The sequence below is a fragment of the Bradyrhizobium sp. YCK136 genome (genome assembly GCF_044570075.1).
In the GTDB taxonomy this organism is placed as follows: domain Bacteria; phylum Pseudomonadota; class Alphaproteobacteria; order Rhizobiales; family Xanthobacteraceae; genus Bradyrhizobium; species Bradyrhizobium diazoefficiens.
This window is the reverse complement of the sequence record NZ_CP172424.1, coordinates 7,319,570-7,344,017: the sequence shown is the minus strand read 5'-3', so window position 1 is coordinate 7,344,017 and position 24,448 is coordinate 7,319,570. Positions and strand designations below refer to the sequence as shown.

23 protein-coding genes are annotated in these 24,448 nt (G+C 64.9%); 13 read left to right on the top strand and 10 right to left on the bottom strand.

Annotated elements, in window-relative coordinates; all coding sequences use genetic code 11:
• Positions 1 to 2: 2 nt before the first annotated feature.
• The 5 genes from ACFLEY_RS35480 (at position 3) to ACFLEY_RS35460 (ending at position 5,081) form a co-directional block, all read left to right on the top strand.
• Positions 3 to 1,088: an ABC transporter ATP-binding protein gene (locus tag ACFLEY_RS35480; RefSeq protein ID WP_060910818.1), complete on the top strand. Its 1,086-nt coding sequence runs from the start codon at positions 3 to 5 to the stop codon at positions 1,086 to 1,088.
• Complete coding sequence (locus ACFLEY_RS35475) at positions 1,088 to 2,062, top strand: carbohydrate ABC transporter permease (RefSeq protein WP_060910819.1); 975 nt, start codon at positions 1,088 to 1,090, stop codon at positions 2,060 to 2,062. The genes ACFLEY_RS35480 and ACFLEY_RS35475 overlap by 1 nt, the downstream gene beginning before the upstream one ends.
• Entirely contained in the window at positions 2,062 to 2,868 is an 807-nt protein-coding gene (locus ACFLEY_RS35470) for a carbohydrate ABC transporter permease (protein WP_060910820.1), read from the top strand. Before ACFLEY_RS35475 ends, ACFLEY_RS35470 begins: the two co-directional genes overlap by 1 nt.
• A gap of 10 nt (positions 2,869 to 2,878) precedes the next feature.
• Entirely contained in the window at positions 2,879 to 3,208 is a 330-nt protein-coding gene (locus tag ACFLEY_RS35465; protein ID WP_011085228.1) for a DUF2160 domain-containing protein, read from the top strand.
• Positions 3,209 to 3,338: 130 nt separating this feature from the next.
• Positions 3,339 to 5,081, top strand: coding sequence for an ABC transporter substrate-binding protein (locus tag ACFLEY_RS35460; protein ID WP_060910821.1), 1,743 nt, complete (start codon positions 3,339 to 3,341; stop codon positions 5,079 to 5,081).
• Positions 5,082 to 5,198: 117 nt separating this feature from the next.
• On the opposite strand, the gene ACFLEY_RS35455 is transcribed toward ACFLEY_RS35460, so the two are convergent.
• The gene (locus tag ACFLEY_RS35455; protein WP_060910822.1) at positions 5,199 to 6,203 is read right to left on the bottom strand and encodes an alpha/beta hydrolase; all 1,005 of its coding nucleotides are present in this window, start codon (positions 6,201 to 6,203) and stop codon (positions 5,199 to 5,201) included.
• A 310-nt stretch (positions 6,204 to 6,513) separates the two neighbouring features.
• On the opposite strand from ACFLEY_RS35455, the gene ACFLEY_RS35450 reads away from it, so the two are divergent.
• Positions 6,514 to 7,257 carry a helix-turn-helix transcriptional regulator gene (locus tag ACFLEY_RS35450; protein WP_060910823.1) on the top strand — a complete coding sequence of 248 codons (744 nt, stop codon included), beginning with the start codon at positions 6,514 to 6,516 and terminating at the stop codon, positions 7,255 to 7,257.
• A gap of 115 nt (positions 7,258 to 7,372) precedes the next feature.
• Here ACFLEY_RS35450 and ACFLEY_RS35445 read toward each other — a convergent pair whose 3' ends face one another.
• The 5 genes from ACFLEY_RS35445 to ACFLEY_RS35425 all read right to left on the bottom strand — a co-directional run bounded on the left by ACFLEY_RS35445 (position 7,373) and on the right by ACFLEY_RS35425 (position 14,193).
• A complete protein-coding gene (locus ACFLEY_RS35445; protein WP_060910824.1) occupies positions 7,373 to 8,476 on the bottom strand; it encodes an alkene reductase in 1,104 nt (367 codons plus the stop codon).
• Positions 8,477 to 8,655: 179 nt separating this feature from the next.
• Positions 8,656 to 9,159 (bottom strand): DUF1993 family protein, encoded by a 504-nt coding sequence (locus ACFLEY_RS35440; protein WP_011085233.1) that lies wholly within the window; start codon positions 9,157 to 9,159, stop codon positions 8,656 to 8,658.
• A 313-nt stretch (positions 9,160 to 9,472) separates the two neighbouring features.
• Positions 9,473 to 10,774, bottom strand: a complete 1,302-nt coding sequence (locus tag ACFLEY_RS35435) for a lytic murein transglycosylase (RefSeq protein WP_060910825.1) — start codon at positions 10,772 to 10,774, stop codon at positions 9,473 to 9,475.
• Positions 10,775 to 10,897: 123 nt separating this feature from the next.
• Positions 10,898 to 12,835 carry a glycosyltransferase gene (locus tag ACFLEY_RS35430; protein ID WP_249163017.1) on the bottom strand — a complete coding sequence of 646 codons (1,938 nt, stop codon included), beginning with the start codon at positions 12,833 to 12,835 and terminating at the stop codon, positions 10,898 to 10,900.
• Positions 12,835 to 14,193: an HlyD family secretion protein gene (locus tag ACFLEY_RS35425; RefSeq protein WP_060912951.1), complete on the bottom strand. Its 1,359-nt coding sequence runs from the start codon at positions 14,191 to 14,193 to the stop codon at positions 12,835 to 12,837. Before ACFLEY_RS35425 ends, ACFLEY_RS35430 begins: the two co-directional genes overlap by 1 nt.
• 286 nt (positions 14,194 to 14,479) lie before the next feature.
• Here ACFLEY_RS35425 and htpX point away from each other — a divergent pair, with 286 nt between their 5' ends.
• On the top strand, positions 14,480 to 15,451 hold the full coding sequence (gene htpX / locus ACFLEY_RS35420) for a zinc metalloprotease HtpX (protein WP_028175047.1): 972 nt from the start codon (positions 14,480 to 14,482) through the stop codon (positions 15,449 to 15,451).
• 137 nt (positions 15,452 to 15,588) lie between these two features.
• Positions 15,589 to 16,230: a tetratricopeptide repeat protein gene (locus ACFLEY_RS35415; protein ID WP_028175046.1), complete on the top strand. Its 642-nt coding sequence runs from the start codon at positions 15,589 to 15,591 to the stop codon at positions 16,228 to 16,230.
• 169 nt (positions 16,231 to 16,399) lie between these two features.
• Here the strand turns inward: ACFLEY_RS35415 and ACFLEY_RS35410 are convergent, their stop codons facing one another.
• Both ACFLEY_RS35410 and ACFLEY_RS35405 read right to left on the bottom strand, forming a co-directional pair.
• Positions 16,400 to 16,756: a hypothetical protein gene (locus tag ACFLEY_RS35410; protein WP_028175045.1), complete on the bottom strand. Its 357-nt coding sequence runs from the start codon at positions 16,754 to 16,756 to the stop codon at positions 16,400 to 16,402.
• 172 nt (positions 16,757 to 16,928) lie between these two features.
• Complete coding sequence (locus ACFLEY_RS35405; RefSeq protein ID WP_060910827.1) at positions 16,929 to 17,735, bottom strand: hypothetical protein; 807 nt, start codon at positions 17,733 to 17,735, stop codon at positions 16,929 to 16,931.
• 228 nt (positions 17,736 to 17,963) lie between these two features.
• Between ACFLEY_RS35405 and ACFLEY_RS35400 the strand changes: the two genes are divergently transcribed.
• Positions 17,964 to 18,257 (top strand): antibiotic biosynthesis monooxygenase, encoded by a 294-nt coding sequence (locus ACFLEY_RS35400; RefSeq protein WP_027543691.1) that lies wholly within the window; start codon positions 17,964 to 17,966, stop codon positions 18,255 to 18,257.
• A gap of 187 nt (positions 18,258 to 18,444) precedes the next feature.
• Here ACFLEY_RS35400 and ACFLEY_RS35395 read toward each other — a convergent pair whose 3' ends face one another.
• Positions 18,445 to 19,890: a short-chain fatty acyl-CoA regulator family protein gene (locus ACFLEY_RS35395; RefSeq protein WP_011085241.1), complete on the bottom strand. Its 1,446-nt coding sequence runs from the start codon at positions 19,888 to 19,890 to the stop codon at positions 18,445 to 18,447.
• A 228-nt stretch (positions 19,891 to 20,118) separates the two neighbouring features.
• Between ACFLEY_RS35395 and ACFLEY_RS35390 the strand changes: the two genes are divergently transcribed.
• From ACFLEY_RS35390 to ACFLEY_RS35380, 3 genes are all read left to right on the top strand, one after another.
• The gene (locus ACFLEY_RS35390) at positions 20,119 to 21,753 is read left to right on the top strand and encodes an isocitrate lyase (protein ID WP_060910828.1); all 1,635 of its coding nucleotides are present in this window, start codon (positions 20,119 to 20,121) and stop codon (positions 21,751 to 21,753) included.
• A 70-nt stretch (positions 21,754 to 21,823) separates the two neighbouring features.
• Positions 21,824 to 22,033 carry a hypothetical protein gene (locus ACFLEY_RS35385; RefSeq protein ID WP_018323282.1) on the top strand — a complete coding sequence of 70 codons (210 nt, stop codon included), beginning with the start codon at positions 21,824 to 21,826 and terminating at the stop codon, positions 22,031 to 22,033.
• Between the two features lie 188 nt (positions 22,034 to 22,221).
• A complete protein-coding gene (locus ACFLEY_RS35380; RefSeq protein ID WP_396604347.1) occupies positions 22,222 to 22,776 on the top strand; it encodes a hypothetical protein in 555 nt (184 codons plus the stop codon).
• A gap of 61 nt (positions 22,777 to 22,837) precedes the next feature.
• Here ACFLEY_RS35380 and ACFLEY_RS35375 read toward each other — a convergent pair whose 3' ends face one another.
• Positions 22,838 to 23,719 (bottom strand): metallophosphoesterase, encoded by an 882-nt coding sequence (locus ACFLEY_RS35375; protein WP_060910831.1) that lies wholly within the window; start codon positions 23,717 to 23,719, stop codon positions 22,838 to 22,840.
• Between the two features lie 92 nt (positions 23,720 to 23,811).
• On the opposite strand from ACFLEY_RS35375, the gene ACFLEY_RS35370 reads away from it, so the two are divergent.
• Positions 23,812 to 24,303, top strand: a complete 492-nt coding sequence (locus ACFLEY_RS35370) for an NUDIX domain-containing protein (protein ID WP_011085245.1) — start codon at positions 23,812 to 23,814, stop codon at positions 24,301 to 24,303.
• Positions 24,304 to 24,448 lie beyond the last annotated feature (145 nt).

Below are 24,448 nucleotides of genomic sequence, written 5' to 3'. Positions count from 1 at the left end.
CCATGGCCCGCATTGACCTCGTCGATCTCGCCCACTCCTACGGCGGCAACGCTGCGCCGCAGGAAAGCTTTGCGCTGAAGCCGGTGACCATGACCTGGCGGCAGGGCGGCGCCTATGCGCTGCTTGGGCCGTCCGGCTGCGGCAAGACCACGCTGCTCAACGTCATCTCCGGCATCATCACGCCGTCGCGGGGGAAAATCCTGTTCGACGGGGTGGACATCACACCGCTGTCAACCCAGAAGCGCAACATCGCCCAGGTGTTCCAGTTTCCGGTGATCTACGACACCATGACGGTGGGGGAGAACCTGGCGTTTCCGCTGAAGAACCGCGGCGTGCCGAAAGCCGAGATCGACAGGCGCGTCGCCGAGATCGGCCGCCTGCTCGACCTCGAGCCCTATTTGAACCGCAAGGCCACGCGCCTGACCGCCGACGCCAAGCAGAAGATCTCGCTCGGCCGCGGCCTCGTGCGCAACGACGTTGCCGCGGTGCTGTTCGACGAGCCGCTCACAGTGATCGATCCCGAGCTGAAATGGCAGCTCCGGTCCAAGCTGAAGGCGCTGCATCGCGAGCTCGACCTCACGATGATCTACGTCACCCACGACCAGACCGAGGCGCTGACCTTCGCCGATACCGTCGTCGTCATGCATGACGGCCGCGTGGTGCAGAGCGGCACGCCGGCCGAGCTGTTCGACAAGCCGGCGCACACCTTCGTCGGCTATTTCATCGGCTCGCCCGGCATGAACATCCTGCCGGTCGAGGTGAGGGGCCGCGAGGCGCGCATCGGCGGGAATGTCATCGCGCTGGGCCGCAGCTACGACAATCTGCCCGCGGGCGCGAAGATCGAGATCGGCGTGCGTCCGGAGTTCGTCGACGCCGTCGCGCCGGCACCTGGCCTGCTCGCCGCAAAGGTCGAACGCATCGACGACCTCGGCCGCATCCGCTTCGCGCGCGTCCGCATCGGCGAGGCCAAGATCGCGGCGCGCGCGCCGGCGGGCTTCACCAGCGCGGACGGCACCGCCGGGCTGAAGTTCGATCCGTCGCATGTCCACGTCTATGCCGACAGCCTTCTGGTGGAGGGAGCCGCCTGATGGACAAGACCATCAACCAAAAAGCCTGGTTCCTGGTGCTGCCGGTGTTCCTGGTCGTCGCCTTCTCGGCGGTGCTGCCGCTGATGACGGTGGTGAACTATTCGATGCAGGACACGTTCGGCAACAACCAGTTCTTCTGGAACGGCGTCGGCTGGTTCAAGGAGCTGCTCGATCCCTCGACCGATCTCGGCGGCCGCTTCCTCGCGTCGCTCGGCCGCAATCTGTTCTTCTCGCTGGTGATCCTCGCCATCGAGGTGCCGCTCGGCATCGTCGTTGCGCTGTCGATGCCGCGCGACGGCTGGACCGTCGCGGCCTGCCTCGTCATCCTCGCGCTGCCGCTGCTGATTCCCTGGAACGTCGTCGGCACCATCTGGCAGATCTTCGGTCGGCCCGACATCGGCCTGCTCGGCTATACGCTCAATGCGATGGGCCTCGACTACAACTACGTGTCCAACGCAGTCGACGCCTGGGTCACGGTCATCGTGATGGACGTCTGGCACTGGACCAGCCTGGTCGCGCTGCTCTGCTACGCCGGCCTGAAGTCGATCCCGGACGCCTATTACCAGGCGGCGCAAATCGACGGCGCCTCGCGCTGGGCCGTGTTCAAGGCGATCCAGCTGCCGAAGATGAACCGCGTGCTCTTGATCGCGGTGCTGCTGCGCTTCATGGACAGCTTCATGATCTACACCGAGCCGTTCGTCGTCACCGGCGGCGGACCCGGCAACTCGACCACCTTCGTCTCGATCGAGCTGGTCAAGATCGCGCTCGGCCAGTTCGACCTCGGCAAGGCCGCCGCGCTGTCGCTGGTCTACAATCTGATCATCCTGATCGTCTGCTGGATCTTCTACACCGTCATGACCAATGCCGGCGTCGAGCGTAAGGCACAGGCGGAGACGGAGCCGGCGGCGGAGCCCAAGCCCGCAGGCGCGCTCCAGCCTGCGCCCGCGCTCAAGCCGAAGGAAGGAGTGGCCTGATGCATTCGATTCCCGGCCGCCGCCTCATCATGGGGCTGTTCCTGGTCTTCCTGCTGCTGCCGATCTACTGGCTCGTCAACATGAGCTTCAAGACCAACAGCGAGATCGTCTCGACGATGACGCTGTGGCCGCACGCCCCGACGCTCCAGCACTACAGGCGCATCTTCACCGACGAGAGCTGGTACTCCGGCTACATCAATTCGCTGGAATACGTCGTCCTCGACACCATCATCTCGATCTCGGTGGCGCTGCCGGCGGCCTACGCCTTCTCGCGCTACCGTTTCCTCGGCGACAAGCACCTGTTCTTCTGGCTGCTGTCGAACCGCATGGCGCCGGCCGCGGTCTATGCGCTGCCGTTCTTCAACCTCTATTCGGCGATCGGGCTGTTCGATACGCCCTGGGCCGTTGCGCTGGCGCACTGCATCTTCAACGTTCCGCTGGCGGTCTGGATCCTGGAAGGTTTCGTCTCCGGCGTGCCGCGCGAGATCGACGAGACCGCGTTCCTCGACGGCTATTCCTTCCCGCGCTTCTTCATCAAGATCCTGGTGCCCCTGATCGCCAGCGGCATCGGTGTCGCCGCCTTCTTCTGCTTCATGTTCTCCTGGGTCGAGCTCTTGCTCGCGCGCACGCTGACCTCGGTGCAGACCAAGCCGATCGCGGCGATCATGACGCGCACGGTGTCGGCCGCGGGCATGGACTGGGGCCTGCTGGCCGCGGCCGGTGTGCTCACCATCATTCCGGGCGCGCTGGTGATCTGGTTCGTCCGCAATTACATCGCGCGCGGCTTCGCGCTCGGCCGGGTGTAGGGAGGCATCGATGGAATCTATTGCATGGATGGCCTGGACGCTGCCGACCGCGATCTTCTTCGTCGCGCTCGCCTGCACGCTGGCCGTGATGACCTGGCTCGCCGCGGTCTATCCCGAGGCCGAGCGCGTCGGCGTGCTCAGTATTCCGACCACGCGCGGCGACCGCCTGTTCATCTCGCTGATTGCAGCCGCCGTCATCCATCTCGTGTGGATCGGCCTCGTCGGCACCGACGCGCTCGCGACGCTGCCGATCGGCGAGGATGGTTTTGAGATTTCGAGCCTGTGGCTCGCAAGTGGAATTTCGCTGGCCACGGCCGTGCTCATTTTCCGCACGGTCTGAAGCTTGCGAAGGGACGGCCAGATCCGGGGGCAACCCGGGCCTGTATAAAATTTTGTCGCTGCAACGGAGGAACAACATGCGACAGTTTAGGAGAAGGAAAGGTCCATTGACCAAGAGCAGTTTTCTGACCATGTCCAGCACTGCCGCGCTTCTGGCGGTGTCGTTCGCCGTCTCGGCGCCGGTTCGTGCCGCCGACGACGCCGCGATCCAGAAGTGGATTGCGGAATTCCAGCCCTCGACGCTGTCGAAGGACGACCAGAAGAAGGAGCTGGAGTGGTTCGCCAAGGCCGCCGAGCCCTTCAAGGGCATGGAGATCAACGTCGTCTCGGAAACCATCGCGACCCACGAATACGAGTCGCAGACGCTCGCCAAGGCGTTCTCCGAGCTGACGGGTATCAAGCTCAAGCACGACATCATCCAGGAAGGTGACGTCGTCGAGAAGCTTCAGACCCAGATGCAGTCCGGCAAGAACGTCTATGACGGCTGGATCAACGATTCCGACCTGATCGGCACGCACTTCCGCTACGGCCAGACCATCGCGCTGTCGGACTACATGACCGGTGAGGGCAAGGACGTCACCGACCCCATGCTCGACGTCAACGACTTCATCGGCAAGTCGTTCGGCACGGCGCCGGACGGCAAGCTCTACCAGCTGCCCGACCAGCAGTTCGCCAACCTCTACTGGTTCCGCTACGACTGGTTCACCAACCCCGACTACAAGGCCAAGTTCAAGGCCAAGTACGGCTACGAGCTCGGCGTGCCCGTGAACTGGTCCGCCTATGAGGACATCGCCGAGTTCTTCACCAACGACATCAAGGAGATCAACGGCGTCAAGGTCTACGGCCATATGGACTATGGCAAGAAGGACCCTTCGCTCGGATGGCGCTTCACCGACGCCTGGCTGTCGATGGCCGGTAACGGCGACAAGGGCATTCCGAACGGCCTGCCGGTGGACGAGTGGGGCATCCGCATGGAAGGTTGCCGTCCGGTCGGCTCCTCGGTCGAGCGTGGTGGCGACACCAACGGTCCGGCCGCGGTCTACTCGATCACGAAGTACCTCGAGTGGATGAAGAAGTACGCGCCGCCGCAGGCCCAGGGCATGACCTTCTCCGAGTCGGGTCCGGTGCCGGCGCAGGGCAACATCGCCCAGCAGATGTTCTGGTACACCGCCTTCACCGCCGACATGGTGAAGCCGGGCATCGCCGTGATGAACGCGGACGGTACGCCGAAGTGGCGTATGGCTCCGTCGCCGCACGGTTCGTACTGGAAGGAAGGCATGAAGCTCGGCTATCAGGACGCGGGCTCGCTCACGCTTCTGAAGTCGACCCCGGCGGATCGCCGCAAGGCGGCCTGGCTGTATCTCCAGTTCATCGTCTCCAAGACGGTGTCGCTGAAGAAGAGCCATGTCGGTCTCACCTTCATCCGTGAATCCGACATCTGGGACAAGTCGTTCACCGAGCGTGCGCCGAAGCTCGGCGGCCTGATCGAGTTCTACCGCTCGCCGGCGCGCGTGCAGTGGACCCCGACCGGCAACAACGTGCCCGACTATCCGAAGCTGGCGCAGCTGTGGTGGCAGAACATCGGCGATGCGTCGTCCGGTGCGAAGACGCCGCAAGCCGCAATGGACGCGCTGGCCGCTGCCCAGGACTCCGTCATGGAGCGCCTGGAGAAGTCCGGCGTGCAGGGCGCCTGCGGTCCGAAGCTGCACAAGAAGGAGTCGGCCGAATACTGGTTCGCCAAGGCCCAGAAGGACGGCACCATCGCGCCGCAGCGCAAGCTCGCCAACGAGAAGCCGAAGGGCGAGACGGTCGACTACGACACGCTGATCAAGTCGTGGCCGGCCACCCCGCCCAAGCGCGCCTCGCTGCAGTAAGGTACGCCTCATCACGACGAGCAAAGGCCGGGAGCAATCCCGGCCTTTTTTCTTTGCGCGCGCACCGACGCGCTGGATCGTACCTACGTGTCGGGATTGGCGCCGTCGGACCGGCGATCACACCAGGAAATCGTGATGGTGATTGACCGGCGCCACCTTCTCCACGAAGTCGATGATCTGCGCGAAGGTCTGGTGCGCATTCTGCGACAGCGTAACGTCGTGACCGGCATTCTTGACCACGAGTTGCTCGAAGTCGGACGAGTTGGGATAGAAGGCGCGTTCTGCAGCAAAGGTTGAGGGATCGGTCTGAAACAGCAGGTCGTGATCGCCGACGACTTCGAGCACGGGCGCTGTGATTCCCACCGAGCGCGCCGGATCGAGCGCGAATGCGAAGTTCAGTTCGGCGGCCGTGCCCATGCCGATATGCGAGGCGTCCCAGGCAAGGATCTTGGGCGAGGTGTTGTTGCTGTCAAACAGGAAGCTTCGATCGTCGAAGGTCAGGTACCCGTCGGGCTGGCCGGCGGCCGGGCGAATGGCGTTGGCGAACTCGCCGGCGCCTGCCGGGTTGACCTCGTGCCGAAAGCCCGTGAGCACGAGCGCGTCGGCATCGTGGTATGTGCCGGCCTCGGTTTGCGCGATGCCTGAACCCAGGGAGTGACCGACCAGGACGATCTTGGAGAACCCGTAGCTGCTCAGGGCGCCACTCTTGATGGACTGAATGATCTGATGCAGCTCGTCGGCCTGATCCTGGATCGTTGTCAAATCGGCCGGCGGTTTGTCGCTCGTTCCCGTCCCCAGCCGATCGAGATTCAAGGTCGCGTACCCGGCGTCATTGGCCGCATCGACGAACGAATATTTTCCGTTACCGACCGGGGGATCCCAATATGTATGGTCATACGAGAAGCCGGGTAGCAGGATCATCAGCGGTCGGCCCTCGGTCGACCCGGGCGAATCCAGCACCGCGTGCATGTTGAAATCGCCGGACGTCGCCGTCGGAGCGACCGACAGAACCAGGTCCTTGTGAATGGCATGGTGGTCTTCGTGGCCACGGAAATCGAACCGGTGACTTTCGCCTCCCCATCCGGCGCCATCGTCGTCCCATCGTACGTCATCGTCGTTCAAATGGCCGGACCGGCCGAAAGCAAACTGCCTAGAACTCGTCATGAGATTTCCCCTTCGACCTGGCCGCAACAGACTTCGCCGTTCACATCTCCGGCGCTTCGCTCTTGAAGAGCGCGCGTCTCATCGGGGGCCTGCGCAGCAGAGGCGTACGCTCTGCATGCGACCCCACGTGCAAGGCGCACCCGTCAGGAACGCGGATGTTCGCGAAATTGCCTGTGCTTGACGGGTTGAACCCTATGTTCCAAGGTATCGGTCGCCTATCCCTGTTTTCTGGGATGCCCGGCTTCACGATGATGGGCATGGGGTGGTGATGGCGATTTCACTTTCTGCGCGCGAAGTGACGCTGCTGAAACGCGTCGGCGAAGGGCTTCTGCAGCCCCTGCGACCCGATTGGCTTTTGGCCATGCCGGATATCGCTGCGGATTTAAAGCGCCTGCTGGCGATGGATTTCATTGGAACGACGCGGTGGGATCAGCGAACCGGCCGCTACGAGAATCCGGCATGCTCCGGACGCGGAGTGGAGATGGCGCGCGCCTATGTCGAGGAGTTTCAGCGTTGCGATCCGATTTCGCCACGGCTGCGTTCCCGTCGCGGGCCGACCCCGATCTATTCGGTCATCAACCGAACCGAGCTCGAGCGCACGCGCTACTTCAACGAATTCCTGCGCGTCCACCAGACGACGGATGGTATCGATCTCCACCTCTACGACGGTGACACGAGCGTCGGCGACTTTCGCTTCTGGCGTGCTCCCGGCCGGGCCCCCGTCGGATCTCGCGAAGTGGCGCTGCTGACCTTGCTGCAGCCGATCCTCCTGCGCGCGACCAAGGACGTGCACAGCACCAGCACGGCAGCAGGCCACCGCCTGCCGCAACTGACGGATCGGGAGAACCAGATCGTCGGTCTGGTCGCCGACGGCCTGACGGACGGCATCATCGCCCGGAAGCTGGGGATCAGCTACTGGACCGTCCGCTCACACCTCGACCATGTTTTCGAGAAGCTACAGACGCCCAATCGGGCGACTCTCATCGCGCGTATCCACCGCGAGGGTCGGTGACGCCGTTTCCGCGGCCCGCGGCGGAAGCGACGTAGATCCAGATCGATCTCCACCGAGCCGGTCTGGATCGTGTCGTCGCTTCGCTCACAATGATGGCGTGGAAGGCGCGCAGCCTCTACTGCGCCGCTTCCGCCGCTTCGAGCGTCGGGTAATCGGTGTAGCCCTTCGCGCTGCCGCCGTAGAACGTGTTCTTGTCCCAGTCGTTCAGCGCCGCGCCCTGCTTCAGCCGCTCCACAAGGTCGGGGTTGGAGATGAACGGCTTGCCGAAGGCGATGAGATCGGCCGCGTTCGCGTCCAGCACCTTGGTCGCCAGATCGAAGTCGTAGCCGTTGTTGGCGACGTAGGCGCCGGAGAAGCGCTTGCGCAAGGACGCATAGTCGAACGGTGCGAAGTCGCGCGGCCCGCCGGTGGCGCCCTCGACGACGTGGAGATAGACCAGCTTCAGCGCGCTGAGGCCGTCGACGATGTGATCGAACAAGGCTTGCGGATTGCTGTCGGAGACGTCGTTGGCGGGCGTCACCGGCGAGATGCGGATGCCGGTGCGCTCAGTGCCGGCCTCGGCGGCAACCGCCCTGGAGACCTCGAGCATCAGCCGCGCGCGGTTCTCGATGGAGCCGCCGTAAGCGTCGGTGCGCTTGTTGGCGCCGTCCTTGGCGAACTGGTCGAGCAGGTAGCCGTTGGCGCCGTGAATCTCGACGCCGTCGAAGCCGGCCTCCAGCGCATTCTTCGTGGCGCGCTTGAAGTCGTCGATGATCCCCGGAATTTCGGAGAGCTCGAGCGCGCGCGGCTCGGAGACGTCGGCAAAGGTGCCGTTGACGAAGGTCTTGCCCTTGGCGCGGATCGCGCTCGGCGCAACCGGCGCTGCGCCATTCGCCTGCAGCGCGACATGCGAGATGCGGCCGACATGCCAGAGCTGGATGAAGATCTTGCCGCCGCGCTCATGGACCTTGTCGGTGACCTTGCGCCAGCCGGCGACCTGATCCTTGGAGTAGATGCCGGGGGTGTCCTGGTAGCCCTGGCCCTGCTGCGAAACCTGGCTCGCTTCGGTGATCAGGAGGCCCGCGGACGCACGCTGGCCGTAATAGTCGGCGGCGAGCGCACCGGGGACGAACGTGCCGGGAACGGCGCGGTTGCGCGTCAGCGGCGCCATGACGAGGCGGTTGGCCAGCGTGATCGGGCCGAGCTTGTAGGTCTCAAACAATTTGGTCGAACGGCTCATGGGAGTGCTTCCAGGCGGTGAGAGGTCCGGAACACTTGTGCATCGCGGCAATCAGCGCAAGGGAGGAGCCATACGGAAAGTGCAGGCGAGCTACGCGGCAACGCCCGCGTAGCATAATTCATGTGCAATCTTGGCCGCGACAGCGGATTTCGGCTATCGCGGCCGTGCGATTTCGCAAATCAGCTCGCGCCGAGGAAATCGCGCTTGCCGATCTCGACGCCGTTGTGGCGCAGGATGCCGTGCGCGGTGGTGGCGTGGAAATAGAAGTTCGGCAGCGAGAACGCGCTGAGGAACTGCTGGCCCTTCATGGTGATGGATTTGTCGGGGCCGGCCGGGAAGGTGACGTCCTTGGTGTCGGCGCCCTCGAACTGCGCGGGCTTGAACGACTTCACGTAGTCGATCGTCTTGGCCAGCCGCTGCTTCAGCTCCTCAAACGTCTTTTCCGTGTCGGGCGTCGAGGGCACCTCACTATGGGTCAGCCGCGCGCAGCCCTTGGCGGCGAAGTCGCTGACGAGCTGGATCTGCTTCGACAGCGGGAGCATGTCCGGAAACAGGCGGGAGCCGAGCAGGACGCTTGGGTCGACCTTCTTGGCCGCGCAATGCGCCTCGGCTTTCGTGAGCAGGCCGGTGAGGCTGTTCAGCATCTGCAAATAGGCGGGGACGACGGCGTCGTAGAAGGACATGTGATGCTCGCTTCAATGGTGAGGAATCTCAGGAGAAAACCTGATCCACTCACATGGGAACGTCATGGAAAAATACAATCGCAGGAGCCGCTTTTGCGGTGCGAAAATTCTAGTGCCCGCGGCCCATCCTTCGAGACGCCCGCCTATGGCGGGCCCTCAGGATGAGGTCACGTTCTGCGGCGAAAGATTAGACCCTCATGGTGAGGAGCCCGCCAAAGCGGGCGTCTCGAACCATGCAGGCCGAGCTCTTCCGGCGAACTCTCGCTGCCATATGCGATGATTTTGCTCTCAAGGGCATGAGGGCGCGCAGGGGCTACCGCACCACCCCCACTGGCTGCGCCTGCGCCGTGCTGCCGCGCATGCGCGCGAGCAGCTCCGCGGTCGGCCAGGAATCGGCCGGCAGGCCGTATTTGATCTGCATCGCCTTCACGGCGGCGCGGCTCTGCTGGCCGAGCACGCCGTCGACCTTGCCGACATTGAAGCCGGCCTGGACCAGTAGCTGCTGCAATTGCTTGAGCTCATTGAATGGCAGCTGCGCGACCGGCGCCGCCGGCTTGCGCATCGGCGCGGCGCCCGCGATGCGGGTGGCGAGATAGCCCGCGGTGGTCGAGTAGATCAGCGAGTTATTCCACTCGGTATAGGCGGCGAAATTCGCATACGCCATGAAAGCCGGCCCGGAGCGCCCCATCGGCAGCAGCACGGACGCCGCGAGATTGTCGTTCGGCAGCGGCCGTCCGTCGGGATAGGTCACACCTAGCTGCGCCCATTTCGAGCGCGGCTGCTGCACGGTGAGATCGGTCTGCTCCCACGGCAGGTTCTGCGGCACCTTGATCTCCTCCAGCCACGGCTCGCCGCGCCGCCACTTCAAGCCGTTGGCGATGTAGTTCGCGGTCGAGCCGATCACGTCGGGCTCGCTGCGCAGCAGATCGCGCCGTCCGTCGCCGTCATAGTCGACGGCGTAGTTGACGTAATGCACGGGCAGGAACTGCGTCTGTCCGAGCTCGCCGGCCCAGGAGCCGATCATCTCGTCGGGTGTGAGATCGCCGCGGTCGATGATCTTCAGTGCGGCGATGGTCTCGTTCACGAACATCTCCGAGCGGCGGCAGTCATAGGCGAGCGACACCAGCGATTTCAGCGTCGGCAGGTTGCCCATGTTGGCGCCGAAGTCGCTCTCCAGGCCCCAGAACGCAGCGATCACCGCCGGCGGCACGCCATATTCCTTTTCGGCGCGCGCGAAGGCAGCCGCGTGAGCCTTGATGTGCTGCTGGCCGTTCTGCATGCGATAGGGCGCGGCCATGCGGCCGGCGAACTCGGTGAAGAGCTGGCCGAACACGCGTTGGCCGCGGTCGCGGTTGACGATGCCCTGGTCGTAGACGAGGTAGGGCGAAGCCTCCGAGATCGTCCGCTGCGATACGCCGGCGGCCACCGCCTGCTGTTTCACGTCGGCCAGGAAGCGATCGAAGCTCGCCCCATTGTGGCACGAGGCCGCGCGCGGCGAGGGCGCGGTGGCCTTGGGCGCCGCAGGCCTTGCGGGCGGCGGCGCGAACTGGGCGGAGGCAGTGGCGGAGCATGCGAGGAGCGCGACGGTTGCGATCGCAAATCGGGTCTGGACCATTGGGGTTCCGGCGGGGAGGGAAGGCGTGGATTCGCTTGAAGTCTAGGTGAAGTGACGGCCTCAGGCCATCCTTTCCATGCCATGCCAATAAGCGGAATGCGAGGGAGCGGATGCCGCGCCAGCCTAGCCGAACAGACGCATCAGCAGCGCTTTTCCGACCGGAAGCGCCCTGACGCCCTGATAGGCGCGGACATACTCGCCGGCATAGAACGCCCGGATCGCATGCACGCGCGTATCCATGCCTTCCTCGAACCGCACCGCGAATCCGTCCGTGGTTCGTCGCACAACGACGGCCGCGATCGAGCGGCCATAGATGCGGCAGTCGATCGTGCTGCCGGGTGCCGGCGGATCGGGATCGATCAGCCGGGCGCCGGTAATGGAAATATCGGCGAGCCGCGCCAGATGCCACTTGCCGTCCTGACGCAACAGGATCGGCTCATTGCGATCGAAGCGCTCCGCCTTGCGCTTGCGTGGCTGCTCGATGCAGACGAAGCAGACCACGGTGAGGATGAGCGCGTTGTAGAGGCTCCAGGCCAGGGCCAGTCCGCCATAGGCGATGTTCTCGCCGCGCAGGTGCAGGATGAAGGCATAGGCAATGGCCGCCAGCGTGATGAGAAGCGCGCAGCCATAGATCCGCAGCAGCGGCCATTCGACAAATCTCCTGTCGCCGTCGCCGCCCTTCGCCGTGACCTTGAATTTGTGTCCCTTCGGCTTCAACAGGCCGGCTGCCACCGCCTTCAGCACCGCGGGCGCGGCGATGAGTTGCGAGACGTCCGACATCATGGCGAGCGAACGGCCGTGCGACAGCCAGGCCATGCTGAGTCCGTGCCAGACGTAGAACGGCAGGAAGAAGCGCAACAGCTCGGTGAGATCGGCCTGCACCGCCTTGATGCCGAACAGCAGGAACAGCCAGGGCACCATCAGTCCCGCGACCTTCGACGTGTAGACCGCAGACCAGCTCATGAAGGCATCGACCAACGAGAGCCGGTCGATAAAGGACAGCTTCGAGTCCTGCGAGAACGGTCCGCTGCGGCCGCGCACGATTTGCATCAGGCCGAGGCACCAGCGCGCACGCTGGGTGATGTATTCCTTCAGCCCCTCGGGCGCGAGTCCGATCGTCAATCGTTCGTTGAGATAGATGGTGTTGAAGCCGCGCTCCTTCAGGCGAAGGGTGACGAGGTAGTCTTCCGTGACGGAGTCGGTTGGAAAGCCGCCGATCTGCACCAGCCCGGCGTAGCGAATGAGCGATGAGGTGCCGCAACAGAAGGCGACGCCCCAGGCGTCCTTCGCCGGCAGAAGGATGTCGAAGAAGAAGCGCTGCTCGTCGGGCCATACATCGGTTGCAGCGAGGTTGGTCTGGATCGGGTCGGGATTGATGAAGTGCTGCGGCGTCTGCACCACGCCGACCGAAGCGTCGTCCATGAGGGAGATAGTGCGCGCGAGGAAGTCGGGCCGCGGCACGAAGTCCGCGTCGAGAATGGCCACGAAATCCGGTCGTTCCGGCAGGGCGCCGACGTGCTTGAGCGCATGGTTGATGTTGCCTGCCTTGGCGTGGTGGTTGTCGGGCCGCGCGAGATAATGGCAGCCCAGTTCGCTCGCGAGGCGCCGCAGCCAGGGGCGCCTTCCGTCGTCGAGCACCCAGACGCGATAATTGCCGTACTCCATACCGGTCGCGCCGATGATCGTGCGCTCGAGGATGAATCGTTCCTCGTTGTAAGTGCAGATCAAGACGTCGATCAGCGGCGCGTGTGGATCGATGGCACGGCCGTCTATTCTTGCCGCACCTGTGCGGTCGAGGGTCCGGCTCAGAAACAGCAGGGACAATGCGACCGCGACGAGCGAGGCCGCCTCCAGCAGCATGAAGGGATAACCGATCACGGCGTCCGCCGTCAGATGCGGTGGCGGGAGTGTCGCGGTGACACGCCAATAGAGATAGCGGAGCAGGAAGACCAGCGACACGACGGCCAGGAACGAGCGCGCCATCGTGCTGTCGCGCCTGAGCAGCGGCACGAGCGCCATGAAGGCGCCGAGCGTAATCAGGCCTGGCGTCAACGCCGTCATCACGGTGCGGTCTCGCGCCGGGCAAACACAACGCGGCCGGTGCGCCCCACGGTGCAGGCGTGGGCAGCGGCATCGCCGGGCGCCACGGTCACGCGATAGGGCTCCTTGCTGAGCGCGTCCGGATTGATGGCGAGATTGGCGGGCGCGCCGGCGGCGCCGGTCAAATTAACCACGGTGCCGGAGATCGGCTCGCCGCCGTCATTCGGCTCGAAGCTGGCGCGGTCGCCGAGCTGCAGGCGATTGTAGACGCTCTCGGTGACATTGGCCGTAATGACGGCGCCGCTGCAATCGAGGATCTTGAGCAGGGGTTGGCCGGCCTGCACGTCCTCGCCCGGCGAGGTCATCATCTCCCAGACGCGGCCCGCAACGGGTGTCGTGATGTTGGCTTCGGACAGATCGGCGAAGTGGACCTCCTCGATGATGATCTCGTTGGCGAGCCAGGCGATCTCGGTGTCGGTGCGCGCGAGATCGGCCTCGAGATCGCCGGCGCGCTGACGCATCTCCTCCTCGCGCTGCACCGAGCTCGGGCGGTCGTTGTAGCTGTCGCCGAGGAACGTGCCGTTCTGTGCCGCCGTGAGCTCGACCTTTGCAGCATCCAGCCGCTTGCGCGCACCGAGCTCGGTTTGCTGTGCCACGGAAAGCTCGCGCGTCAGCCGCGCCAGCTCGACCGTCGAGACATTGCCGGACTTCGCGAGTGAGGATGCGCGCTCGACGGCGGCGCTGGCTTCGTCCCGCCGCGCTGCCGCGGCCTCGATCGAGGTCTGGATCTCGGCGATGCGGGCCTCGAGCTGAAGCATGCGTCCCTCGCGGAATTGAGCGGCCTGCCGCGCCAGATCCTTTTGGGCTGCCTGGGCCGCGGCAAGCTTGGTGGCGAGACTGGGCCGCTCGTTCTCCAGGCGCGATTTCTGCCGCCGGAGATCGTCGAGCCGGGTGCGATCCCCGCGCGAGTTCACGATGCGCAGGAGCACGGTTCCGGCACCAAGCCTGGCCTGATCGGTGATGGGCTGGGCGGCGACCACGCGGCCGCCGATCGGCGTGCGCAGGGTGACGAGACGAGAATTCAGCACCGCCTCGACGCTCGAGTTCTCCCAGATCGCACGCAGCGGCAGCCAGCCGAACACGGCGACGATGGCAAGTCCGATGGCGATCTTGGCGCCGCGTCGCAGATGCGGCCAGCGCGGCCCTGGTTCCGGCGCCGTCTGCGCCTCGCATGCGTGGCCGGTTTCGTCATCGGCGAACAGCTGCTCGTGCAGCGCCTCCTGTAATCCCTTCGCGTCGGTCTTGGTCTCGCTCTTGGTCTCGTGAGGGGAAGGCGTGGATGCGGGGTCGATGGAAGCGGCGCGTAAGCGGTCTACCATGACGGTCACCTGGTTGACGGGAGGCCAACGGAACCGGTCAATGCGCGAGGGCCGCGCAGCGTGCCCGGTTACCGCGGATTAAGCCGACGCTGAGCTTTCCAGGTTGCTAAGCGTCCGCGCGTGTTTTTGCGCAAATCCCGGTCAAGCTTTAGCGACGGGTGAAAGGCTGGCCGCGCGGCCCTGTAGCTGCGGCTCCGCGCCGCATGAACCCTTGCGTTGCCCGGCGGCATTCATACGTCGAAGACGCCGGCTGGAGGCTCGCCCGCGGCCGGTTCAGGAGACGGCCATGAACTATCTTCGTACCGCAATGCTGCTCGCAGGCCTCACCGCCCTGTTCATGGGCGTGGGCTATCTGATCGGCGGTGCCTCCGGCGCCATGATCGCGCTCGTCATTGCCGCGGCGACCAATCTCTTCACCTATTGGAACTCCGACCGCATGGTGCTCTCGATGTACGGCGCCCATCAGGTCGACCGTTCGACCGCGCCGGAACTGGTCGGTCTCGTCGCCGAGCTTGCGGGCCGCGCGGGCTTGCCGATGCCGCGCGTGTTCCTGATGGACGAGGCGCAGCCCAACGCGTTCGCGACCGGCCGCAATCCCGAGAACGCCGCCGTTGCCGTCACCACCGGCCTGATGCACCAGCTCAGCCGCGAGGAGCTCGCCGGCGTGATCGCGCATGAGCTTGCGCATATCAAGCACCACGACACGCTGCTGATGACGATCACCGCGACCATCGCGGGCGCGATCTCGATGCTGGCGCAGTTCGGCATGTTCTTCGGCGGCCACCGCGACAACAACAACGGCCCGGGCATCGTCGGCTCGATCCTGATGATGATCCTCGCTCCGCTCGGCGCCATGCTGGTGCAGATGGCGATCAGCCGCACCCGCGAATATGCCGCGGACAATCTCGGTGCGCGCATCGTCGGCCAGCCGATGTGGCTGGCGTCGGCGCTGGTGAAGATCGAGGGCGCCGCACATCAGGTCCCGAACTTCGAGGCCGAACGGAATCCCGCGACCGCGCACATGTTCATCATCAATCCGCTGTCGGGCCACGGCGTGGACAATCTCTTCGCCACCCATCCCTCGACGCAGAACCGTATCGCGGCGCTCCAGCAGCTCGCGGCCGAGCTCGGCGCGCAGGCGGCGCCGTCGGTCGGCGCCAACGAGAACTATCCGCCGGCGAGCCCGTGGGGCCGCTCATCTTCGCGCGGTCCTTGGCGTGGTCCTTCGCAAGGTCCTTCTCGTGGGCCTTGGGGCTAATCCGGAACCGGCAAGGATTTGCGCGTGGCTTTGTGACCTGGCGCACACAGGATCGTCCCGGCCAGTGTTAACACCTCGCCGTGACACTTCCTTCGAAAGGGGATGCGTGGCCGGCCCGTCGCCGGTCACCGTCGAAGATGACCAGAGCTGCCGTACCATTGCTGATCGTCCTGGGCGTGCTGATCGGCCTGTCCACGCATATGGTCGTCAATTGCGGGGACGAGGACGAGCCCGACATCTGCGCGGCCGTGATCGGTTTCTCGCCGCTCCGCGGTTCGCTGATCGCCTTTGCCTATGAAGGGCGCGGGCGGATCGCGCTGCGCCACGGCGACTGGCGGCGGGCGATCGCGGATTTCGACGAGGCCATTCACCTCAATCCCAATCGCGCCTCGCTCTATCGCGACCGCGCGGAGGCGCGCCGGCAGAACGGCGACCTCGAACTCGCCATTGCGGATTACGACGAGGCGATCGCGCATGATCCCAAGCTCGCCGCGCCCTATCACCAGCGCGGTCTTGCGCTCGCCGCCACCGGCGATCTCGATCGCGCCATCCTGAGCTACAACACGGCGGTCCGTCTCGCCCCCTCCGATGCGCAGGCCCGGCTCGACCGTGGCCTGGCGTTCCTCGCCCGCGGCCAGGCCGACGATGCGCGCGCCGATTTCGAAGCCGCTCTCGCGCTGCCCGCCGGCAAGGATGCCCGCACGCGCGAGGCGGCGCGCGCCAAGCTCGCCGAACTCGCCAGCGCCGAGCCGACCCGGGTTTCAGCACCGCGGCGGTGAGGGGAGTCGTCTCCCTCTCCGTTCTTACGGGGAGAGGGGCTCTCTCCACGCATGAGGCTGTCGAGAGACCGGTACCCCCCTCACCGGATCGCACCGGACGATGCTTCGCATCGCCGAGGCGATCCGACCTCTCCCCGCAAGCGGGGAGAGGTGAAGGGCGCAGGCGCGCCTACTTCGCCTTCTTGGCTTTCGCCTTCTTCGCCTTGGCCGCCTTCTTCGCCGGCTTCTCTTCCTTCGCCTTCTTCTCCACCTTCGCCGCGATCGGCGTGCTAGCAGCGATTCGCATCGATCGTGCGTAGCTGTCGGCGACGTTGTCGGCGGACATCTGGAGGCGCTTGGCGGCGGCGGTGGCCTGCTCCATGGTGGCCTTGGCCATCATCTTGAAGCGGTCGCCGGTCTCCTTGCCCTTGGCCTTGGCCGCAAGGCCGTTGAAGCGATCCCGCCGCTCCTTGGCGCGGGTCATCAGGCCCGTATGCAGCTGTCTGGCCAGTTGCCGGATCACGACATCCAGGTCGGCGTCCGCCATGTTCTTCTATCCCCTTGAAAACAGTATCGATGCGGGCGGGACTATGCAGATCGGGCCCCGCCTTGGCAATTCCCGGCCGGGCGTCATCCGCAGCTTCCGGGACCCAAAACAAGAAAAGCCGCGCATTTTGCGCGGCTTTTTGCCTGGTTGGTGCAGATGGGCTAGGTCCGCCTCACTTCAGCGAGGCCACCGGGCCGCTTGACGCAGTCGGGTCGGGGTCGAAGCCGAACACGCCGACCAGGTATTTGTAATAGTCCGGCATCTTCTCCTTGAGCGTCTCGCGCGACTTGGGATCGTGGAATTCGCTCTTTCCGGCCAGGAAGATGCTGGCGGTCACGGCAAAGAACTCCATGGGATTCTTCAGCGCATAGGATTCCTTGGGCAGGAGGTCCTTGGACTTGGCCAGGGCATAATAGCCGATCACGCCCTTGTTGGCGTAGCCGTCCGGCAACAGGCGCGCGTGATAGGCGTGCAGCAGTTCGTGCAGCAGCACCGCCTCCTTCTCGTACCGCATCATGTCCGGCCGCAGCATAATCACGCCGAGCCCCGAATCGACGGCGAGGTCGATGGCATTCGGATTGGTCCAGCGCTGCTTGTTGGGGTCCCAGACCGTCAGCGTCCGAGGAGCGGTGCGCTGGATGTCCGGCGTGACCCTGCCGTAGCATGCGGTCGCGGCGCCTTCGTCGAGGCAGGCCAGCTCGCTCGCGACGATCGGAACGGTATGGAAGAAGCGCAGCACGCGCGGAGAGAGGCCGGCGCCTTCGACGACGTCGATCTGGCGCTTCAGATTGTCGGTGAGCTTGTCGACATCCTTGCGATCGGAATTCTCCGACAGGTCGAACATGTAGCCGCGGTAGCTCTGGAAGCCCGGCGGCAGCGCCTGCGCTGCCTCGGCGGATGCATCGAGCGATCCGGCATTGGATGGACTGGCGAAAAGCGCGCCGACAATGGTCGCGGTCAGCAGCAACGCAATGCGCATGATGAACCCCCTGATGTCACTTCGCCCGGCAGAATAAGCCACCGTTGTTTGCGAAAAGTGAGTGGGGCGAGACTAGGGCAGCGATGTTGAGGCGTGCTTAACCATTGGTTGCAGATCGCGCAGACGGATTAGTGCCGGGTTAACCAAGGAGGGTATCCGGGCCCCGCGCTTCGGCGTAACATCAAGTCCGGGCACAAAGCCCACATCAATAGCCGGGAGGAGGAAGCCATGTATGCCGCCATCCGTCAGGCCAAGGCGAAAAGCGGGAGCGCGGAGGAGCTGGCGCGCCGCATCAAGGACGGCGCCGTTCCGATCATCAGCGACGTCGACGGTTTCCGCGCCTATTACGTCGTCTATGCCGGCGACGACACGGTCACAGCGATCTCGATCTTCGACAAGTTCGAGCAGGCGGAGGAGGCGAACCGGCGCGCGATCGCCTGGATCGAGAAGGATCTCGGCCCGCTGCTCGCCGGCGACGCGCGCGCCGCCGCGGGGCCGGTGATCGTGCATACGCTGGCGTAGTTGGACGGATCGCTGCCTCCCAATGTCGTCCTGGCGAAAGCCAGGACCCATTACCCCAGGGAGGAGTTTTGCGACGCGTGGCCGCCACCTGCGCTTGCATGATAGTTCGGTGGTTATGGGTCCTGGCCTTCGCCAGGACGACAGCGAGTTTGTGGCTGCATCTAAAGCCAAGCGCGAGCCTTCGCCCTCACAACTCCCGCGCGTTCGAGAACGCGAAACTCGACACCCGCCGCGTCGTCTCGTCCAGGATCAGCGTACGCGTGATCGGCGGCTCGGCGCGCTGGGCGCAGTTTTCGCGTTCGCAGAGGCGGCAGTTGACGCCGATGGGCGTGCCTTCCGTCTTCTCCAGGTCCATGCCGGCGGCGTAGACGAGGCGCGCGGCGTGGCGGATCTCGCAGCCGAGGCCGATGGCGAAGCGCGGCTGCGGCAGCGGGTGCGGCGCGACCGGGCGGCGCACCATCTGCGCGATCGAGAAATAGCGCGTGCCGTCGGAGAGCTCGATCACCTGTTTCAGCAGGCGATCCGGCGTGTCGAAGGTCGAGTGCACGTTCCACAGCGGGCAGGTGCCGCCGAATTTCGAGAACGGGAAGGTGCCGGACGAGAAACGCTTGGAGACGTTGCCGGCATTGTCGACGCGCAGGAGGAAGAACGGAATGCCGCGCGCGTTCGGCCGCTGCAAGGTGGTGAGGCGGTGGCAGACCTGCTCGAAGCCGGAATTGAAGCGCTGCGCCAGCACATGGATGTCGTAGTTGAGCGCTTCCGCTGCGGCCAGGAACGCCGGGTAGGGCATCATCACGGCCGCTGCGAAGTAATTGCCGAGCGTGATGCGGAACAGCCGCCGCGGCGCGTCGTCGAGTGGGCCGGCGCGGTTGATGATGGTCTCCAGCTGCTGCGCGCATTCGCCAAGGCCGAGCTGGAAGGCGAGCTGGAACGCGCGGCCGGGCGGGTCGACCAGTTCCGAGATCAGGAGCTGGCGGCGGTGGCGGTCGAAGCGCCTCAGCGTCTCGCGCATCACATCGACAGGCATGATGCGGGTCTGGATCGAATGCTTTTCGCGCAAGCGCGCGGCAAGGGCCGCGTAGAGCCCTTCGGCCGGCACGTTCAGCTCGTCGCGAAGCGTCTCCGCGGCCTGTTCGAGTTCCGGAAAATAGTTGCGGTTCGCCTCGATCAGCTCGCGCACGCGTTCGACCGGATTGGCCTCATAGCGCGTGCCGACGTCGCGGTCGGCCATTTGCGCGGCTGCCAGCGTCTCGCCCTGACGGGCCTCGGTATAGGCCGCGTAGAGCCGCTGCAGCGCGTGGGTGACGCCGGGACAGAGTTCGGCGAGGTCGCGCAGCTCCTGCTTGGGTACGTCAATCTGGCGGAACAGGGGATCGGAGAAGATCTCGTTGAGCTCGGCAAAGAATCGGTCCTCGTCGGCGGTGGCGAGGTCGCGCAGGTCGAGGTCGTAGGTTTCGGCCAGCCGCAGCAGGATTTGGGCGGTCACCGGGCGCTGGTTGCGCTCGATCAGGTTGACGTAGCTCGGCGAGATCCCGAGCCCCTCGGCGATCTGGGTCTGCGACAGGCCCAATTGCTGCCGGATCCGCCGGAAGCGCGGGCCGACGAACAGTTTCTTCCCGGATTCGGCGGGCATTCTTCAGATCTCCAGCGGCATTAAGGACAGTCTCACTGACCTTTAATTTACAAACTTTACAAAATAACATCTATACATGTTCTGATGTTACATGACATCACCAATAAAAAACAAGCCATCTATACGAAGTTTCCGTTTTCGCGTTTACGTCGTGACAAGCATTTCGCAATGCACTGTCAAGAATGTCGATGGCCAGCCATCGCCATCGTCAGCGAAAGGATCAGGCACATGAACTACCAGCCCCGTGGCATCAGCACTTTCCAGGCGCCGGCCTCGTATCAGAGCGAGATCGATGCAGCGAAGGCGCTCCTCGAGACCCAGCCGACCTGGAACGGGGTGTCGGCCGAGGCCGTCGCGCGCATGCGCCTGCAGAACCGCTTCAGGACCGGCCTCGACGTCGCCCGCTACACCGCGGCGCTGATGCGGGCCGACATGGCGGCCTATGACAACGACCCCACCAAGTACACCCAGTCGCTCGGCTGCTGGCACGGCTTCATCGCCCAGCAGAAGCTGATCTCGGTCAAGAAGCACTTCGGTGGCAGGACCGATCGCACCTACCTGTATCTCTCCGGCTGGATGATCGCGGCGCTGCGCTCCGAGTTCGGACCGCTGCCCGACCAGTCGATGCACGAGAAGACCTCGGTGCCGGCGCTGATCGAAGAGCTCTACACCTTCCTGCGCCAGGCCGACTCGCGCGAGCTCAACGACATCTTCCGCAACCTCGACAAGGCGCGCAAGGAAGGCGACAAGACCCGCGAGAAGGAGTTGATCGAGAAGATCGACGGCTTCCAGACCCATGTCGTGCCCGTCATCGCCGACATCGATGCCGGCTTCGGCAACGCGGAAGCGACCTACCTGCTCGCCAAGAAGATGATCGAAGCAGGCGCCTGCGCGCTCCAGATCGAGAACCAGGTCTCGGACGAGAAGCAGTGCGGCCACCAGGACGGCAAGGTCACCGTGCCGCATGACGTCTTCCTGGCGAAGATCCGCGCCTGCCGCCACGCCTTCCTCGAGCTCGGCGTCGAAGACGGCATCGTCGTGACCCGCACCGACTCGCTCGGCGCTGGCCTGACGCAGCAGATCGCCGTCAGCCACAAGCCCGGCGACATCGGCGACCAGTACAACAGCTTCCTCGATTGCGAGGAAATCACCGCGGAGAACGCCCGCAACGGCGACGTCATCATCAACCGCAACGGCAAGATGATGCGTCCGAAGCGGCTGCCCTCCAATCTCTACCAGTTCCGCCCGGGCACCGGTGAGGACCGCTGCGTGCTGGACTGCATCACCTCGCTGCAGAACGGCGCCGACCTGCTCTGGATCGAGACCGAGAAGCCGCATATCGAGCAGATCGCCAAGATGGTCGATCGCATCCGCAAGGTGGTTCCGAACGCCAAGCTGGCCTACAACAACTCGCCGTCGTTCAACTGGACCCTCAACTTCCGTTGGCAGGTCTACGACGCGATGAAGGAAGCCGGCCAAGACGTCAGCAAGTACAACCGCGCCGAGCTGATGAAGGCGGAATATGACGACACGCCGCTGGCGAAGGAAGCCGACGAGCGCATCCGCACCTTCCAGGCGGATTCGGCCAAGCGTGCCGGCATCTTCCACCACCTGATCACGCTGCCGACCTACCACACCGCGGCGCTCTCGACCGACAATCTGGCCCGGGAGTACTTCGGTGAGCAGGGCATGCTCGGCTACGTCAAGAACGTCCAGCGCGCCGAGATCCGTCAGGGCATCGCCTGCGTGAAGCATCAGAACATGGCCGGCTCCGACATCGGCGACGACCACAAGGAATACTTCGCCGGCGAGGCTGCCCTGAAGGCGGGCGGCGCGCACAACACGATGAACCAGTTCGGCTAACGGCGGAATTGATCAGTCCGGGGTCCCCTCGGAGCCCGGACTGGTCACGCACCTCAACAGGAGACTGACAATGACCAAGGGCAGCAATTTCTGGGTGATCGGCGGCGAGTTCGGCTCGATGAACTTCCACAAGCTCGTGGAAGGCTCGGCCCAGGTGCAGGGTCCGTTCAAGACCCGCAAGGAAGCCGAAGATGCCTGGCGTACGGTCTCGGAAGAGAACCGCCACAAGGCCGGCGTCCGCTTCTCCATCGTTGAAGAGCCGTCGCGCGTCTCGGCCTGACGGCTGCCTGAAAATCTAAGAAGACGTCCAAGGACGGAGGGTCCCATCCGGCGCAAGCCGGGTGGGATCGTCTGTTTTTGGCACAGGTGAGACAGCTGTGGGTGCCGTAAGTATCTGGAATTGTGGACCCTTTGCGGAGGGTGTGGTTGCTGATAGGTTAATGGAGGCAAGTGAGGACGAGGCCGACAATGTCAGAGCCCGAGACCAGCGGGACCCATCCCAGCCAGCCGCACCCGGTGCGGCTGCGCGACGCGCTGCTGCGCGCGCGGATCGAGGCCGCCGACCGGACCGGCGTCGTCGTCGATTTGCGCGATGCCGAGGTGGCGCGGCTCGAGATCCTCAACGACGCGCTCGATCCCCTGTTTGCACAGGTGCCCGAGCAGATCGACCTGTTCGACCCCGGCATCAGCCAGGGCGATACGCCCAGACTCTGGATCGACGTCGTCGCGCACATCATGATGGGGCGCGACAAGCGGATGTATCGCTTCGTCCAGGACACCCGCTTCGGCCGCATCGTGCTCGCCGAATCGCACGACACGTCCGTGATCGTCGAGGCCGTCACCGACTATGTCGCCCGCCGCATGATCGAGCGCGAGCATGCGATGGTGGTCCTGCCCGAGCCGAAGCCGGAGGCCGCGGAGCGGCCGGCGCGCTCGCGCGTCTGGCCGTTCGTGTTCGGCTTCATCCTCGGCGCCGCCGCCTTGTTCGGCTTCGCCGTTTTGGCGGCCTTGCGGAGCTGGTGAATTTCCCTCCGCCGTCATTCCGGGCTCGCGCCTTTCGGCGCGCCCCGGAGTGACAGTGGCCTCAAACCAACCTCGCATGCTTGATCTGCCCAATCTGAAATCCGGACCCGAGCCCGCGCACCGTCTGCTCGCAGCGCCAGCCGGCATTGTCCTTCTCGATCGTGAACAGATTATACGCCGCCGCCGGGTAGCGCCCGTGTGCGAGCGCGGACGCCGACGGCACGCCGATCGCGGGAATGTTGCCGTTGGGGCCCTCGAACCACATCGTCGAATGAATGTGGTCGTGGCCGTGCAGGACCAGCTCGACACCGTGGCGCTTCAAGAGCGCCAGCAGATCGGCCGCGTCCGTCATTCGCTTGTGGCGCGCATCGGACTTTAGCGGATGATGCACCAGCAGCACGCGGAAGACGTCTTCGGTCGCGAGCCGCTCGAGAACCTGTTCGAGCGCTGCGAGCTGATTGTGCCCCAGCGTGCCCGTCGCCATCAGCGGCAGGGTCGGCACCGCCGTGGACAGGCTGATGAGCGCGAGCGGCCCGCGCCGGCGCAGGGCCGGAAAGCCAGCGCTTCCCTCGTCGCTCGCAAGATAGGGCGCGAAGGTCTCGCCGAAGCGATGATAGGTGGCGCGGACATAGGCGTCGTGGTTGCCGGGAATCGTGGTGACGCGGTCGGGCGGGCCGACGCCGTCGAGCCAGGCGCGCGCCGGCGCGAACTCCGCGTCCAGCGCCAGATTGACGAGATCGCCCGTCACCGCGATGTGGTCGGGCGCCTGCGCCTTGACGTCGGCGACGAGTGCGTCGAGCACCTCGCGGCGCTGGTACTTGTGGCGGTTGCGCGTCCAGTTGACGTAGCCGAATACGCGCTTGCCGGCGAGCTCGATCAGCCGCGGCTTCGGCAAAGGCGGCAGATGCGGGTCGGACAGATGGGCGAGCGTGAAGGAAGCCATGGCGCGCGATTGCCTCGCTATTGCTCCGCTGTAATGGCAAGGTCGCGAGGACTGCGCAAGCGCAGCCTGAACAGGGGACCAAAGAGAACCTGATGGGAGATCGTCTGAACCGCATCCGACGGAAGTTCGAGCCGCTGCTGCGGCGAATCTTCCACGCCTATTTCCTGCTCGTTCGCGGCATGACCCTCGGCGTTCGCGCCGTGGTGCTGGATTCCGACAACAGGGTGTTCCTGGTCAGGCACAGCTACATCTCCGGCTGGTATCTGCCCGGCGGCGGCGTCGATCTGGGCGAGACCATGGAGCAGGCGATGCGGCGCGAGCTCAAGGAGGAGGGCGACATCGACCTCACCGCAGACGCCGCGCTGCACGGCATCTTCCTCAACAGTCACGTCTCCCGCCGCGACCACGTCGCGGTCTACGTCGTCAGGCAGTTCAGGCAGGATCGCCTGCCCGAGCCCAACCACGAGATCGTCGAATGCGGGTTCTTCGCGATCAATGCGCTGCCCGAGGGCACCACGCCGGGCACGCGGCAAAGAATCGTGGAAGTGCTGGATGGCACGCCGTTGATTGCGACATGGCGGTGAGATCAACCGCCGCGTTGGCCGTTGGCAGGGGCTCGACACCAGTCTCGCCCGTGCAACCGATGGCTATCTCGCGGACAAGCTGCACAGTATCGGTTATCCGGACTGGAGCTTCGCGACCATCCTCAGCCGCAGCCCGGCCGGCAGT

Excerpts from the sequence above, each read along its gene's own strand:
- ACFLEY_RS35480 (WP_060910818.1), top strand. The coding sequence starts at position 3 with ATGGCCCGCATTGACCTCGTCGATCTCGCCCACTCCTACGGCGGCAAC.
- ACFLEY_RS35475 (WP_060910819.1), top strand. The coding sequence starts at position 1,088 with ATGGACAAGACCATCAACCAAAAAGCCTGGTTCCTGGTGCTGCCGGTG.
- ACFLEY_RS35470 (WP_060910820.1), top strand. The coding sequence starts at position 2,062 with ATGCATTCGATTCCCGGCCGCCGCCTCATCATGGGGCTGTTCCTGGTC.
- ACFLEY_RS35465 (WP_011085228.1), top strand. The coding sequence starts at position 2,879 with ATGGAATCTATTGCATGGATGGCCTGGACGCTGCCGACCGCGATCTTC.
- ACFLEY_RS35460 (WP_060910821.1), top strand. The coding sequence starts at position 3,339 with ATGTCCAGCACTGCCGCGCTTCTGGCGGTGTCGTTCGCCGTCTCGGCG.
- ACFLEY_RS35450 (WP_060910823.1), top strand. The coding sequence starts at position 6,514 with ATGGCGATTTCACTTTCTGCGCGCGAAGTGACGCTGCTGAAACGCGTC.
- ACFLEY_RS35445 (WP_060910824.1), bottom strand. The coding sequence starts at position 8,476 with ATGAGCCGTTCGACCAAATTGTTTGAGACCTACAAGCTCGGCCCGATC.
- ACFLEY_RS35440 (WP_011085233.1), bottom strand. The coding sequence starts at position 9,159 with ATGTCCTTCTACGACGCCGTCGTCCCCGCCTATTTGCAGATGCTGAAC.
- ACFLEY_RS35435 (WP_060910825.1), bottom strand. The coding sequence starts at position 10,774 with ATGGTCCAGACCCGATTTGCGATCGCAACCGTCGCGCTCCTCGCATGC.
- ACFLEY_RS35430 (WP_249163017.1), bottom strand. The coding sequence starts at position 12,835 with ATGACGGCGTTGACGCCAGGCCTGATTACGCTCGGCGCCTTCATGGCG.
- ACFLEY_RS35425 (WP_060912951.1), bottom strand. The coding sequence starts at position 14,193 with ATGGTAGACCGCTTACGCGCCGCTTCCATCGACCCCGCATCCACGCCT.
- htpX (WP_028175047.1), top strand. The coding sequence starts at position 14,480 with ATGAACTATCTTCGTACCGCAATGCTGCTCGCAGGCCTCACCGCCCTG.
- ACFLEY_RS35415 (WP_028175046.1), top strand. The coding sequence starts at position 15,589 with ATGACCAGAGCTGCCGTACCATTGCTGATCGTCCTGGGCGTGCTGATC.
- ACFLEY_RS35410 (WP_028175045.1), bottom strand. The coding sequence starts at position 16,756 with ATGGCGGACGCCGACCTGGATGTCGTGATCCGGCAACTGGCCAGACAG.
- ACFLEY_RS35405 (WP_060910827.1), bottom strand. The coding sequence starts at position 17,735 with ATGCGCATTGCGTTGCTGCTGACCGCGACCATTGTCGGCGCGCTTTTC.
- ACFLEY_RS35400 (WP_027543691.1), top strand. The coding sequence starts at position 17,964 with ATGTATGCCGCCATCCGTCAGGCCAAGGCGAAAAGCGGGAGCGCGGAG.
- ACFLEY_RS35395 (WP_011085241.1), bottom strand. The coding sequence starts at position 19,890 with ATGCCCGCCGAATCCGGGAAGAAACTGTTCGTCGGCCCGCGCTTCCGG.
- ACFLEY_RS35390 (WP_060910828.1), top strand. The coding sequence starts at position 20,119 with ATGAACTACCAGCCCCGTGGCATCAGCACTTTCCAGGCGCCGGCCTCG.
- ACFLEY_RS35385 (WP_018323282.1), top strand. The coding sequence starts at position 21,824 with ATGACCAAGGGCAGCAATTTCTGGGTGATCGGCGGCGAGTTCGGCTCG.
- ACFLEY_RS35380 (WP_396604347.1), top strand. The coding sequence starts at position 22,222 with ATGTCAGAGCCCGAGACCAGCGGGACCCATCCCAGCCAGCCGCACCCG.
- ACFLEY_RS35375 (WP_060910831.1), bottom strand. The coding sequence starts at position 23,719 with ATGGCTTCCTTCACGCTCGCCCATCTGTCCGACCCGCATCTGCCGCCT.
- ACFLEY_RS35370 (WP_011085245.1), top strand. The coding sequence starts at position 23,812 with ATGGGAGATCGTCTGAACCGCATCCGACGGAAGTTCGAGCCGCTGCTG.